Raw genomic sequence first — 13,424 nt, 5'->3', positions numbered from 1 at the left:
GTTAATTCAGATGAGCACAGTAAATTGATTAGTCGTGATATTGCTCAGCGGCATACAAGGTATTTTCAAGTAAGCTTGCAATCGTCATAGGGCCCACACCACCCGGGACTGGCGTTATAAATGCGGCTTTTTCAGCTGCTATATCAAACTCTACATCACCAACAAGTTTGCCGTTTTCAAGTCGGTTAATACCAACATCGATAACAATAGCGCCAGGCTTAATCCAATCACCAGGGATAAACCCAGGTTTACCCACTGCAACAACCAGTAAATCGGCCTGACGTACTTTTTGTTCAAGGTTCTGAGTAAAGCGATGACATGTTGTGGTTGTACAACCTGCAAGTAATAACTCTAGTGTCATTGGACGACCGACAATATTTGAAGCGCCTACAATGGTTGCATCTAAACCGTACGTGTCAATTCCTGTCGACTTGATTAAGGTGATAATGCCTTTTGGCGTACATGAGCGAAGTACTGGAATACGTTGAGCTAAGCGCCCTACATTGTATGGATGGAAACCATCAACGTCTTTATCAGGTCTGATACGCTCAATGACTTTCGAGTCTTCAATATGATCAGGTAATGGCAACTGTACTAATATGCCATCGATTTTTGGATCGTCATTACATTGATCAATCAGTGCAAGCAGTTCTGCTTCTGTTGTGGTGGTTTCAAGGTCATAAGAGTATGACTCAAACCCAACTTCTTCACAGGCGCGGCGTTTACTGCCAACATAAACCTGTGATGCCGCATCAGCGCCAACTAAAATTACAGCAAGACCAGGAACACGTTTTCCAGCTGCTTTGCGCGTCAATACTTTTTCTTTTAATGTGGTTCTTATAGATTGAGCTATCGCTTTGCCATCAATGTTTTGGGCTGTCATGTGTGTATAGTTTCCTTTATATGGCGCGATTGAGGTAAAATTTAACGTGGCGTATTCTACCAGTCAGGCATAGGCATGTCATGAATAATGGCTAAACGATTTATTAAAAACAGAATTTTTTGTTTGTAAAAACAGCAGATGAACGAGTTTGTAAAAAAAGTCGTTGACGATATTAAAGTGACTCGCTAATATGCGCTCCGTTCTCACAGATAAGCCGATTAGGGCAACTTAATACTTATTTGCAGTAGACATCTCGGTGATTAGCGCAGCCCGGTAGCGCATCTCGTTTGGGACGAGAGGGTCAGAGGTTCGAATCCTCTATCACCGACCAATTTTATATTTGTAAAGCATAGGCTTTGCGAATAAGCTTGAAACATAAGTTGAAGACCAAATCAATTTATTAAGCTTACAGGTTATACAGATAATATTTGTAAACCATGCGCCACTAGCTCAGCTGGATAGAGCAACGCCCTTCTAAGGCGTGGGTCTCAGGTTCGAATCCTGAGTGGCGTACCATATTATGGTGATTGTAGCTCAGTTGGTAGAGCCCCGGATTGTGATTCCGGTTGTCGTGGGTTCGAGCCCCATCAGTCACCCCAAATTTTGCATTAAAAATGCACGATTGTAGAGAAAGCGACCTTAGGTCGCTTTTTTTATGTCTAAAATCCCCATTTTACCCCGTTTTCACACTCGACTCAGCAGTAAACCGTCGCTATAATGTCGCGTCTTGATAAATATCTAATACGAATTACTACGGGTAATGGCGCTGAAAAGCTGCTGTATCGCACTTTTATTAGTAAACATTAATCATCAAGAAATGAATATTTAATAGTTGAGCTTTCGACTATTACAAAGGACGTCAGACATATTTCGAGGTAAAACAATGCAAGTTTCTGTTGAAACAACTCAAGGCCTAGAACGTCGCCTAACAATTTCTGTTCCTGCTGAACAAATTGAGAAATTAGTTAAAGACAACTTATTACGTGAAGCGAAACGTGCAAAAATTTCAGGTTTCCGTCCAGGTAAAGTACCTGTATCAGTGATCAACCAACGTTACGGTGCAGCTATCCGTCAAGATGTGACTGGTGAAGTAATGCAACGCAACTTCATTGAAGCGATCATGGCTGAGAAGTTAAACCCAGCTGGCGCACCTGTTTTCGCTCCAGGCGAAAATGAAGGCGAAAACTTCGTCTTCGTTGCGACTTTCGAAATCTACCCAGAAGTTGAGTTAACTGGTTTAGATGCAATCGCAGTTGAGCAACCACAAGCTGAAGTTAATGACGCTGACGTTGATACAATGATTGAAACGCTTCGCAAGCAACACGCTAAGTTCGCTGTAGTTGAAACTGCTGCTGAAGAAGGCAACAAAGCTAAAATGAACTTCGTAGGTTCAGTAGACGGTGAAGAATTTGAAGGCGGCAAAGCTGACGACTTCGAACTAGAGCTTGGTAGCAACCGTATGATCCCAGGTTTTGAAGCTGGTGTTATTGGTCATAAAGCCGGTGATGAATTCGAAATCGAAGTGACTTTCCCTGAAGATTACCATGCTGAAAACTTAAAAGGTAAAGCGGCTAAGTTCGTTATTACCCTTACTGAAGTTCAAGCTGCAGAATTACCAGAAGTTAACGATGAGTTCGCTTCTTTATTCGGTATCGCTGAAGGTGGCTTAGAAGCGCTTAAAGCTGAAATCCGTAAAAACATGACTCGTGAACTTGAACAAGCGCTTAAAGCGAATGTTAAAGAACAAGTAATCGAAGGCTTATTATCAGCTAACGAAATCACAATTCCTTCAGCATTAGTTGATGGTGAAGTGAATGTACTTCGTCAGCAAGCAATGCAGCGTTTTGGTGGTCAAACTGAAAACATGCCTGAGCTTCCAGCTGATTTGTTCACTGAACAAGCAGAGCGTCGTGTAAAAGTAGGTTTACTTTTAGGTGAAGTTATTAAGACTAATGAACTTCAAGCTGAAGACGAACGTGTTCAAGGTTTAATCGCTTCAATGGCTTCTGCTTACGAAGATCCAAGTGAAGTTGTTGAATACTACAATGGCAACAAAGAGCTTATGCAAAACATGCGCAACGTAGCGCTTGAAGAGCAAGCTGTTGAAGTTTTATTAAAATCTGCAAAAGTGACACTTAAAGATGTCGAATTTGAAGAATTTATGAACAAGGCAACAGGTAAAGCGTAACCTTCGCTTGACTTGATTGGCGGTTCGCCATTTAATGGCTCGTATGAGGTTCCTCATACGAGCCATTTTTATTTTAGGGAAGCATAAAATGCATAAAGCGCCAGAATCTGTACTCAATGCTCTTGTACCTATGGTTGTTGAACAAACGGCTAAAGGTGAGCGTTCATATGATATTTACTCTCGTTTATTAAAAGAGCGAGTAATTTTCTTGGTTGGCCAAGTGGAAGAGCACATGGCTAACTTGATCGTGGCGCAATTATTGTTCCTAGAATCAGAAAGCCCAGATAAAGATATTTCTATCTATATTAATTCACCTGGCGGCTCAGTTACTGCCGGTATGGCAATTTACGATACTATGCAATTCATTAAGCCGAATGTAAGTACTGTGTGTATTGGCCAAGCATGTAGCATGGGTGCGTTTTTATTAGCAGGCGGAGCGGAAGGTAAGCGTCATTGTTTACCTAATTCACGTGTGATGATCCATCAACCACTTGGTGGTTTCCAAGGTCAAGCATCGGATATCGCAATTCATGCTCAAGAAATCTTAGGCATTAAGAATAAATTAAACGAAATGTTAGCTGAGCATACTGGTCAACCGATTGAAGTTATTGAGCGTGATACAGACCGTGATAAGTTTATGAGTGCGCAAGAAGCTGCTGATTATGGATTAGTTGATTCAGTTTTTGAAAAGCGTAGCTGATCTTTAGGCCTGAGTAGGCTATTCTGTGATGAATAGCGTATAAAAAATATTTGACTGTTCCTGTGCAGGTTATTAATTGTACAGATGGTTTTCTAAAAACAGTGAACAGGCTGCAACAGAGGTAGGGTAATGGGCGATAACAAAAGTACCGGTGACAGTGGCAAACTACTGTACTGCTCTTTTTGCGGAAAAAGCCAACATGAAGTTAGAAAGCTAATCGCTGGACCTTCAGTATATGTTTGTGACGAGTGTGTCGAGCTTTGTAATGACATCATTCGCGAAGAAATTAAAGAAATATCGCCTAAGCGCGATCATGATAAATTACCAACACCACATGAATTACGAACGCATCTAGATGATTACGTAATCGGTCAAAATCAGGCCAAGAAAGTGTTGTCGGTAGCAGTTTATAACCACTATAAACGTTTGCGTAATGGCACACCGATTGAAGGTGTTGAATTAGGTAAAAGTAATATTCTACTTATCGGTCCAACCGGTAGTGGTAAAACGTTACTTGCTGAAACGTTAGCGCGCTCTTTAGATGTGCCATTCACGATGGCCGATGCGACTACGTTAACTGAAGCCGGTTATGTGGGTGAAGATGTCGAGAACATCATTCAAAAATTACTGCAAAAGTGTGACTACGACGTTGAAAAAGCGGAACGTGGTATTGTTTACATTGATGAAATCGATAAGATCAGCCGTAAATCTGATAACCCTTCAATAACACGTGATGTGTCAGGTGAAGGTGTTCAGCAGGCCTTATTGAAATTAATTGAAGGTACTGTTGCTTCTGTTCCTCCGCAAGGTGGTCGTAAGCATCCACAGCAAGAGTTTTTACAGGTTGATACCTCTAAGATCTTATTTATCTGTGGTGGTGCGTTTGCTGGACTTGAAAAAGTGATTGAGCAACGCGGCTTAACAGGAACAGGGATTGGCTTTGGCGCTGAAGTCAAAGGCGAAGCTGACAAAACGACGATTTCACAAACGCTAGGTAAAGTTGAGCCAGAAGATTTAATCAAATTTGGTTTGATCCCTGAGTTCATCGGCCGTTTACCTGTTGTTGCAACGCTAACAGAGTTAGATGAAGCAGCTTTGGTACAAATTTTATCTCAACCTAAAAATGCACTGACGAAACAATATGGTGCGTTATTTGAGATGGAAGAGGTAGAGTTAGAGTTCCGTGAAGACGCACTTAAAGCGATTGCCCATAAAGCAATGACGCGTAAAACAGGTGCTCGTGGTCTACGCTCAATCATCGAAGATATCTTGTTAGATACCATGTATGACATCCCTTCTGTAGAAGGTGTGATTAAGGCTGTAGTTGATGAATCAGTAGTAAAAGGTGAGTCTGCACCTATATTGATTTATGAAAACACCGACAATCAAGTCGCTGGTGGCGAACAATAAATAGACGCTTTTAGCCGTTTATGAAAAATAAGGAGTCCATTGGGCTCCTTTTTTCGTATTAACCATTGAAAGTTCAAGAAACATCCCAATATACTGATTATAAAATCCATTCATCAAACGGAATCGAACTATGACCCAAGAGCGTGAAGCGCATATCGAACTCCCCGTGCTGCCACTTCGAGATGTAGTGGTTTATCCCCATATGGTAATTCCGTTATTCGTCGGACGAGAGAAATCAATTCGATGTTTAGAATCGGCAATGGAACAAGATAAACAAATTTTATTGGTCGCACAGAAAGAAGCTGATTTAGACGAACCAACAAAAGACGATATTTTCGAAATTGGTACAGTGGCGTCAATTCTGCAATTACTTAAATTGCCTGACGGCACAGTAAAAGTATTAGTTGAAGGTGGTCAGCGTGCAAAAGTTGACAAATACACCCAAGAAGAAGAGTTCTTTGTTGCAACAGCACAATACTTAGAATCTGAAGAACTTGCTGAAAAAGAAGAAGAGGTGCTCGTTCGCAGCGCTATCAGTCAGTTTGAAGGTTACATTAAGCTTAATAAAAAGATCCCGCCAGAAGTACTGACTTCGTTAACAGGAATAGAAGAAGCGGCTCGTCTTGCTGACACTATGGCTGCACATATGCCGCTGAAGTTAGAAGACAAGCAGTCTGTACTTGAAATGATTAACGTCGGCGAGCGTCTTGAATATTTAATGGCGATGATGGAAGGCGAAATCGACTTATTACAAGTTGAAAAACGCATTCGTGGCCGCGTTAAAAAGCAGATGGAAAAAAGCCAACGCGAGTACTATTTGAATGAGCAAATGAAAGCTATTCAAAAAGAACTTGGCGATCTTGATGAAGGTCAAGACGAGTTTGAAGTACTCGCTCGCAAGATTGAAGAAGCGAAAATGCCAGCAGAAGCCAAAGAAAAAGCTGAAGCTGAGCTAAACAAATTAAAAATGATGTCACCAATGTCAGCAGAAGCGACAGTGGTGAGAAGTTATGTTGATTGGATGACGTCAGTGCCTTGGAGTCAACGTTCTAAAATCAAACGTGACTTATCTAAAGCTGAAGAAATTTTAGATACCGATCATCACGGCTTAGAGAAAGTGAAAGAACGCATTCTTGAGTATCTTGCGGTTCAAAGCAGAGTTAAGCAGCTTAAAGGGCCTATTTTATGTTTAGTAGGGCCTCCAGGCGTCGGTAAAACGTCACTGGGTCAGTCAATTGCTAAAGCTACTGGGCGTAAGTATGTACGTGTGGCACTAGGCGGCGTGCGTGATGAAGCTGAGATCCGTGGTCATCGTCGTACCTATATCGGTTCTATGCCAGGTAAAGTCATTCAGAAAATGGCAAAAGTGGGCGTAAAAAACCCATTATTCTTATTAGATGAAATTGATAAGATGAGTTCAGATATGCGCGGTGACCCATCATCAGCATTACTTGAAGTCCTTGACCCAGAGCAGAACGCAGCATTTAACGACCATTATCTAGAAGTTGATTATGACTTATCTGATGTGATGTTCGTTGCGACATCTAACTCAATGGATATTCCTGGACCGTTACTTGACCGTATGGAAGTGATTCGTCTATCGGGCTATACCGAAGATGAGAAACTCAATATCGCTAAAAAGCATTTGCTGACTAAGCAAATTGAGCGCAATGGACTTAAGCCTAAAGAAATCAATATCGAAGATAGTGCCATTATTGGCATGATCCGTTATTACACCCGTGAAGCTGGTGTGCGTTCATTGGAACGTGAACTGTCTAAAGTGTGTCGTAAAGTCGTTAAAATGATTTTATTAGATAAGTCTGTTAAAACCGTAAAAGTGAATCAAGATAACTTGAAATCATTCCTAGGTGTGCAGCGATTTGATTACGGTAAAGCTGAGTCTAATAACCAGATTGGCCAAGTCACAGGTTTAGCATGGACTCAAGTTGGCGGCGATTTGCTAACAATTGAAGCAACGTCAGTATCAGGTAAAGGCAAGCTTGCTTATACCGGTTCTCTTGGCGACGTAATGCAAGAGTCGATTCAAGCTGCTATGACTGTTGTTAGAGCGCGAGCAGAGCAATTAGGCATTAATGGCGACTTTTACGAGAAACGTGATATTCACGTTCACGTACCTGAAGGGGCCACACCTAAAGATGGTCCTTCAGCTGGTGCAGCGATGTGTACTGCATTAGTTTCGAGCTTAACAGGTAACCCTGTTAAAAGTGATGTGGCAATGACAGGTGAAATTACCCTTCGCGGTGAAGTGTTGCCTATCGGTGGCTTGAAAGAAAAGTTACTTGCAGCACACCGTGGCGGTATAAAAGTTGTTCTTATTCCTAAAGAAAATGAACGCGACTTAGAAGAAATTCCTGCGAATGTTATTGCAGATCTTAAAATCCACCCAGTTAGATGGGTTGATGAAGTGCTTGAATTGGCCTTAGAGAGACCTGTAAAGGGCTTTGAAGTGGTCAAAAAGTAGCTAAATAGCAAAAAAAGTTGCTTTGAACCTAAAAAAAGTGAAAAAAGGGGCTTAACAAACGCGAAAGCTGTGGTAGCCTAGATAAGTGGAGAGTCAGTTAGCACCAAACCCTTGGCGCAACTGACTTTGAGCTGTATCCAAGTACATTTTTTATGGTTTTCCAATTAAGTTTGGTGTGGTATCAAACTTATAACAAAAAAGCCTCCGCAGACCGCTCTAAAGACGGATTTGGTTGCGGCGCGAAAATAAACATTCAAGGGGATGACATGAACAAATCTGAACTAATCGAGAAAATCGCTTCTGGTGCTGACATTTCTAAAGCAGGCGCTGGCCGTGCATTAGATTCTTTCATTGGTGCTGTTACTGAAGCACTTAAAGAAGGCGATAAAATTTCTCTAGTTGGTTTTGGTACTTTTGAAGTACGTCAACGTGCAGAACGTACTGGCCGTAACCCACAAACTGGTGCGGAAATCAAAATTGCAGCAGCAAATATTCCTGCTTTCAAAGCTGGTAAAGCTCTAAAAGACGCTGTTAACTAAATAGTTAATATCGTTGCCTTTTGTAAGGCATTTGTAGAAAGCACTGTTTTAACAGTGCTTTTTGCGAAAAAAATATCAGAAAGAACACAGTTAGTTTTGATATTCGGAGGAATTGGGTCATACCCGAGGTAGCGTCTGATAACTCCATATAAATTACAAGAAGGCGCATCCCGAAGTGGTGCGCCTTTTTATTTTTAATCGCAACAAGCGAGAATTCAGATGTTAGAAAAAATTCGCGAAGGTTCACAAGGCGTTATTGCTAAAAGTATTTTAGTGCTAGTGATTCTTTCGTTCGCATTTGCTGGTGTAAGTAGTTACCTAGGGACTTCAACTGATGTTGCTGTCGCCGTAGTTAACGGTGACGATATTACTGCAAATGAACTAGAACAAGCTTACCAAAACGAACGTGGCCGCCTAGAGCAACAACTGGGTGAAATGTTTGATGCATTATCTGCTGACGATAACTACATGAATGGTATCAAGCAAAATGTATTAGACCGTCTTATTGCTGACAAATTAATGAGTCAAGCTGCTGACGATTTAGGCCTACGTGTTTCAGATGACCAAATTAGACAAACGATTGTTAACGAACCTGCTTTCCAAACGGATGGTGTGTTTGATAACGAGCGTTACTTAGCTGTTTTACGTCAGCTAGGCTACCAAACTGCTAGCTTCAGAAATATGATGCGCACTGACATGACGCGTCGTCAGTTACTGACTTCGTTAGTCGGCAGTGAATTTGTATTAGATGGCGAAGCTAAACAATTAGCTGAAGTCCAAGGACAAACTCGTGATATTCGCTATTTAGTTGTTGATTCAGCCCCATACTTAGCATCAGCTACAGTATCTGATGAAGCGATTAAAAATTACTACGACAGCAACTTGATGCAATTTATGGATCAAGAAAAAGTGAGCTTGCAGTATGTAGAGCTAAATGTTGCGAACATTGCTGAAGGTGTTGACGCTTCTGTTGAAGATGCACGAGACTTTTACGAAGAAAATAAGCAACAGTACCAAACTCCTGAAAAACGTTTAGCTGCGCACATTCTATTTGCATCAGGCGATGACAGTGCAGACGAAGCGAAAGCTGAAGCCAGTCTTGCTAAACTCAATGCAGGTGAAGATTTTGCTGACGTTGCTAAAACTGATTCAGATGATCAATTTAGTGCAGAACAAGGCGGTCAATTAGACTGGTTTGAACAAGGCGTAATGGATCCTGAATTTGATACTGCATTATTCTCACTTAACCAAGATGAATATTCTCAAGTGGTTAAAAGTGAATTCGGATATCACATCGTTAAGTTACTTGACGTTCAATCTGGTGCTGCTGCGCCATTTGAAGATGTTCAAGACAAAATTGTGGCTGATCTAAAGAATAAGAAAGCAGTAGATGAATTCTACAGCTTACAAAGCATCTTAGCTGATACTAGTTACGAAGTGCCTGATACGTTAGATGAAACTGCGCAAGCACTTAATGTTGAAGTTCAGTCGACTGAGTTATTCTCACGTAATAATGCACCTGCTAACCTAAACAAGCCAGACTTGATCCGTGCTGCTTTCTCTGATGATGTTATCGGTAGCGGTATGAACAGCGAAGTGATTGAGCTTGAGCCTAATCATGTTGTTGTTATTCGTTTATTGAAACACCAAGATGCAGGTACTTTACCACTGAGTGAAGTAAAAGCAGGTATCGAAGCACGTTTAGTGCAAGACCAGGCTAACCTTGAAGCCAGTGAGAAAGCTAACGAGTTATTAGCTGAGTTAAAAGCGGGTAATGAAATCACTGAAGTGACTATTGCAACTAAAGCGCAATTACCTCGTTTCAGTCAAGATATCGACCAAGCTATTACAACTAAAGCATTCCAAATGCCAGCGCCAGAATCAGGTGCAGTTGCATTTGATACCGCTGCATTAGCCAATGGTTTTGCCGTTATTGCACTTGATAAAGTGAATGCCGCTGAAGGTATTGATAGCAATGTTGTTGATAGCATCAAACAACGTTTAGCTCCTCAGTACAGTGAAGCTGATTACCGCTCTATTATTGCAGCGTTAAAAGCAAAAGCTAAAATTGAATATCCTGTAGCTGAATAATTTTTTAGCACACAAGATAGATTAAATAGCCAAGGGAAACCTTGGCTTTTTTATATTTGTTTTTTAACAAAGCCAGTCAATGATGATTAATTATTTATTGGCTCATGCAGAAGGACCTTCATGAATATTGCGCTTTTTGACTTCGATGGCACCATCACAGAAACAGACTCTTACACGCCATTCATATACTTCAGTGCGCCTAAATGGCGCATAGTGATATGTTACCCCTTGCTAGTGCCATTGATTTTGCTTTATAAATTGAAGCTTATTGGCGGCTCAAGGATCCGCACTGTTGTCAGTTATTTTTGTTTCTTTAAACGTTCACAGAAAACCGTTTGGGCCCAAGGTAAAGAATATGCTTCGACGCTTGATTCAATCATCAAACCGGAAGCCAAACAAAGGCTAGCCTGGCATAAAGCGCAAGGAGATGTGATTGTCATCGTATCTGCATCACTCGATGCCTATTTAACGCCATGGTGTGAAAAGCACCAATATGAATTAATTTGTGCAACATTAGCATCAAGAAATGGACTGTTAACTGGAGCTTATTTAAATGGCGATTGCAGCGCCGATGAAAAAGCGCGTAGAGTAAAGCAATCATATCAACTGGATTCATTCGAAAAAGTTTATGCCTACGGTGACACAACAGAGGATAAGCAGTTGTTAGCGCTGGCTGATGAAGCCTATTTTTGTTGGAATAAAGTCAGTTAATGACTGGTTTGTATAAATCATCGCGAACGTTTTGAGTGCATTATTTGTCGTATAAGTGTTTAATTCAAGATCATTTATTTAAGGTTAATTGCAGTGGAAAAAATCAGCCAACGCTTTGAGCACGTTCTAAGCCATATCGATAACAATTTAACATCTCGTTTAGATTGTAAACTGTTGGCGAGCATCGCTCAGGTTCCTGAGTGTCATTTCGATTTTATCTTTCATAGTTTATTTCATACAAGGACTGAAGATTATATTGGCTTATTACGTAATCTTGAAGCGGCGCAACAACTGGGTTTTGATAAAACGATACCTATTTCAACAGTGGCTGAGTCTGCTGGCTTTGGTAGTGAAGCAAGTTTTACTGAGGCGTTTACTAAAGCGATAGGTCAAAGTCCAAGTCAGTTCCAGTTAACGCCTGACTGGGGGAATTTTTTCGAGAAACAGCAGCCATTAAAAACCTTGTCAGAAGGCCATGACGAATTAACGGCTGATCAAGTGAATATAGAATTGGTTGAACTTGAAGCTATTCCTCTAATTGCTATTGAGCATCGTACACAAGCTCAATATTTACCACAAACGATTGAGGCAATGAGAGCTTTTAGACAAGCTCATCAACTTTCACCCGATACAAGCCGTACGTTTAATTTTATTTATCAATCTGCAGCTGAACCTTTGCAGCAATTTAATATTGATATTGCAGTCAGCGTTACTCAAACGCAAAAAGCTGATTTACGCTCTGTCATTGATGTTTAAGACTACTTTATGAAGTCAATGATATTAGAAGGGCGTTATGCAACTTTTTTACATTCAGGCTCGGATGAGGATTTAAATAAGAAAGTGAAATACTTGTACGGTACTTGGCTTAATGAGCAAAGCCAGAATAAAGCTATCCAATTAAAAAACCTACCGCTGATTTTTGAAAAGCTAAACATAACTCAACCCCAACAGATAAAAACCAGAGTCTATTTAGGGTTTGTTTAACTATTGTCTTTATCGATTAAAATGAAGTCTTTAAATCTCGAATCGTCGCTCATTCAGGCGCTTACATAAAACAGGTACTACAAAACTGGCGCTTACAAAAAGGTATTTAGAGCTAATAATTAAGGCAGCGGTGGTAGCGTTAATTGTAACAATGTTACGTAACCTTTAGACTCAACTTTAAATGACAGCTATTGAGCTGTCATTCTCATCAATTCTGCACATATCCAAGCCATGTATGTTGCCCAAGCATAGCCAAATACCGAAAACAAAATTGCCACAGGGGCCAGTGAGCGGTGAAATGCCATTGCTACGACTGGTGATGATGCCGCTCCGCCAATACAACATTGACTGGCTAAAGCCATATAAGCGACAGGCGCCTTCATCAGCAACCCTGTTACAACCACCACGATGACATGAATAGAAAGCCAGACAAATCCGATAGCAAAATAGATAGGAAAATCATCAACCATAGACAGATCCATTTGCAGACCCATATTTGCAATTAAGCAATACAACATTACTGTTGATACTTTAGAAGCACCTACTGATTCAAGTTCCCGTATTTTGGTATTGGATAGGACAATACTGGTTGTGGTGACAATGATAACAATCCAGAAAAACGTTGAGGTTAAGCTATATTTTTCAGTTTGGGGGTAATTTTCGGCAAAAAAAGGCGCGATGATGTCAGCGCCGAAGTGAGCAAAACCAGTAACGCCAAAGGCAACGCTGAACATCAACATGTAACTTTTCAGTGTGGGTAAACCTTGTTGGTTTGATATGCCTCTGTCGGTCACTTCAATGAGTTTTTTAAACTGGCTGGCATCAGCGCCTATTTTCTTATCAATGAAGTTTGCGTTGTTAGCGCAAATCAGTAGCAATGACATCCAAATAGCCGAGTATATGACATTGACAGAAATCATAATCGCAAAAAGGTTTTCTTCGACCTGATAAATCTCTTTCATGGCGATTTGGTTCGCAGTGCCTCCGACCCAATTAGCCGCTAAGGTTGCCATTCCTTTCCAAGCCGCATCAGCGCCAACCCAACTTATCGTCTCAGGTGCTATTTTTGCAAACAACAGTAAGGTTAATGGGCCGCCAATGATCACCCCAAAACTGCCTAATAGAAATAAAATGATTATTTTGGGCCCCAGTAACAGCATTGATTTTATATCGACACTAATAATTAATAGGGTTAAGCAAGCTGGCATTAAAAATTTGGATGTAATCGTATTTAATTCACTTTGACTGGCATCGACAATATTGAAGGTATTAAGTAAAGAAGGGAGTACGTAGCACATCACCATGACAGGGACGAAGCGGTAAACCTGTTTCCACACTGGATGAGAGGACTGGCTAGTATAAAACACTAAACCAATGATGGTGGTGAGTAAGCCAAATATGACAGGATCTTGGTTGATCATAAACGCTTTGGCTAC

At 40.9% G+C, this 13,424-nt stretch carries 11 protein-coding genes and 3 tRNA genes; 12 read left to right on the top strand and 2 right to left on the bottom strand.

Translation table 11 applies throughout. From position 1 onward, the window contains the following. Positions 1 to 28: 28 nt before the first annotated feature. On the bottom strand, positions 29 to 883 hold the full coding sequence (gene folD, locus LMH66_RS02865) for a bifunctional methylenetetrahydrofolate dehydrogenase/methenyltetrahydrofolate cyclohydrolase FolD (RefSeq protein WP_102528573.1): 855 nt from the start codon (positions 881 to 883) through the stop codon (positions 29 to 31). A 254-nt stretch (positions 884 to 1,137) separates the two neighbouring features. Here folD and LMH66_RS02860 point away from each other — a divergent pair. The 12 genes from LMH66_RS02860 to LMH66_RS20535 all read left to right on the top strand — a co-directional run bounded on the left by LMH66_RS02860 (position 1,138) and on the right by LMH66_RS20535 (position 11,988). Then, positions 1,138 to 1,214, top strand: a tRNA-Pro gene (locus tag LMH66_RS02860). 108 nt (positions 1,215 to 1,322) lie between these two features. Continuing rightward, a tRNA-Arg gene (locus LMH66_RS02855) sits at positions 1,323 to 1,399 on the top strand. Positions 1,400 to 1,406: 7 nt separating this feature from the next. After that, positions 1,407 to 1,482: transfer RNA gene (locus tag LMH66_RS02850), tRNA-His, on the top strand. Positions 1,483 to 1,766: 284 nt separating this feature from the next. Next, on the top strand, positions 1,767 to 3,071 hold the full coding sequence (gene tig / locus LMH66_RS02845; RefSeq protein WP_229368436.1) for a trigger factor: 1,305 nt from the start codon (positions 1,767 to 1,769) through the stop codon (positions 3,069 to 3,071). An 88-nt stretch (positions 3,072 to 3,159) separates the two neighbouring features. Further along, a complete protein-coding gene (gene clpP, locus LMH66_RS02840; RefSeq protein ID WP_229368435.1) occupies positions 3,160 to 3,771 on the top strand; it encodes an ATP-dependent Clp endopeptidase proteolytic subunit ClpP in 612 nt (203 codons plus the stop codon). A 129-nt stretch (positions 3,772 to 3,900) separates the two neighbouring features. After that, positions 3,901 to 5,181, top strand: coding sequence for an ATP-dependent protease ATP-binding subunit ClpX (clpX, locus tag LMH66_RS02835; protein ID WP_102528570.1), 1,281 nt, complete (start codon positions 3,901 to 3,903; stop codon positions 5,179 to 5,181). Between the two features lie 130 nt (positions 5,182 to 5,311). After that, positions 5,312 to 7,663, top strand: coding sequence for an endopeptidase La (gene lon / locus LMH66_RS02830; protein WP_102528569.1), 2,352 nt, complete (start codon positions 5,312 to 5,314; stop codon positions 7,661 to 7,663). A 266-nt stretch (positions 7,664 to 7,929) separates the two neighbouring features. After that, a complete protein-coding gene (locus tag LMH66_RS02825; RefSeq protein WP_055023877.1) occupies positions 7,930 to 8,202 on the top strand; it encodes an HU family DNA-binding protein in 273 nt (90 codons plus the stop codon). A 219-nt stretch (positions 8,203 to 8,421) separates the two neighbouring features. Further along, entirely contained in the window at positions 8,422 to 10,293 is a 1,872-nt protein-coding gene (locus tag LMH66_RS02820) for a SurA N-terminal domain-containing protein (RefSeq protein ID WP_229368434.1), read from the top strand. 120 nt (positions 10,294 to 10,413) lie between these two features. Next, positions 10,414 to 11,004, top strand: coding sequence for an HAD-IB family hydrolase (locus LMH66_RS02815; protein ID WP_229368433.1), 591 nt, complete (start codon positions 10,414 to 10,416; stop codon positions 11,002 to 11,004). Between the two features lie 93 nt (positions 11,005 to 11,097). Further along, positions 11,098 to 11,760 carry a helix-turn-helix domain-containing protein gene (locus LMH66_RS02810; RefSeq protein WP_229368432.1) on the top strand — a complete coding sequence of 221 codons (663 nt, stop codon included), beginning with the start codon at positions 11,098 to 11,100 and terminating at the stop codon, positions 11,758 to 11,760. Between the two features lie 9 nt (positions 11,761 to 11,769). Beyond that, positions 11,770 to 11,988, top strand: coding sequence for a GyrI-like domain-containing protein (locus LMH66_RS20535; protein ID WP_229368431.1), 219 nt, complete (start codon positions 11,770 to 11,772; stop codon positions 11,986 to 11,988). A 188-nt stretch (positions 11,989 to 12,176) separates the two neighbouring features. Here LMH66_RS20535 and LMH66_RS02800 read toward each other — a convergent pair whose 3' ends face one another. Beyond that, the gene (locus tag LMH66_RS02800; protein WP_229368430.1) at positions 12,177 to 13,409 is read right to left on the bottom strand and encodes a DUF819 domain-containing protein; all 1,233 of its coding nucleotides are present in this window, start codon (positions 13,407 to 13,409) and stop codon (positions 12,177 to 12,179) included. Positions 13,410 to 13,424: the final 15 nt, after the last annotated feature.

The organism is Shewanella sp. 10N.7, from assembly GCF_020806285.1.
Taxonomy (GTDB): Bacteria; Pseudomonadota; Gammaproteobacteria; order Enterobacterales; family Shewanellaceae; genus Shewanella; species Shewanella electrodiphila.
This window is presented reverse-complemented; position numbering and strand designations above follow the sequence as displayed.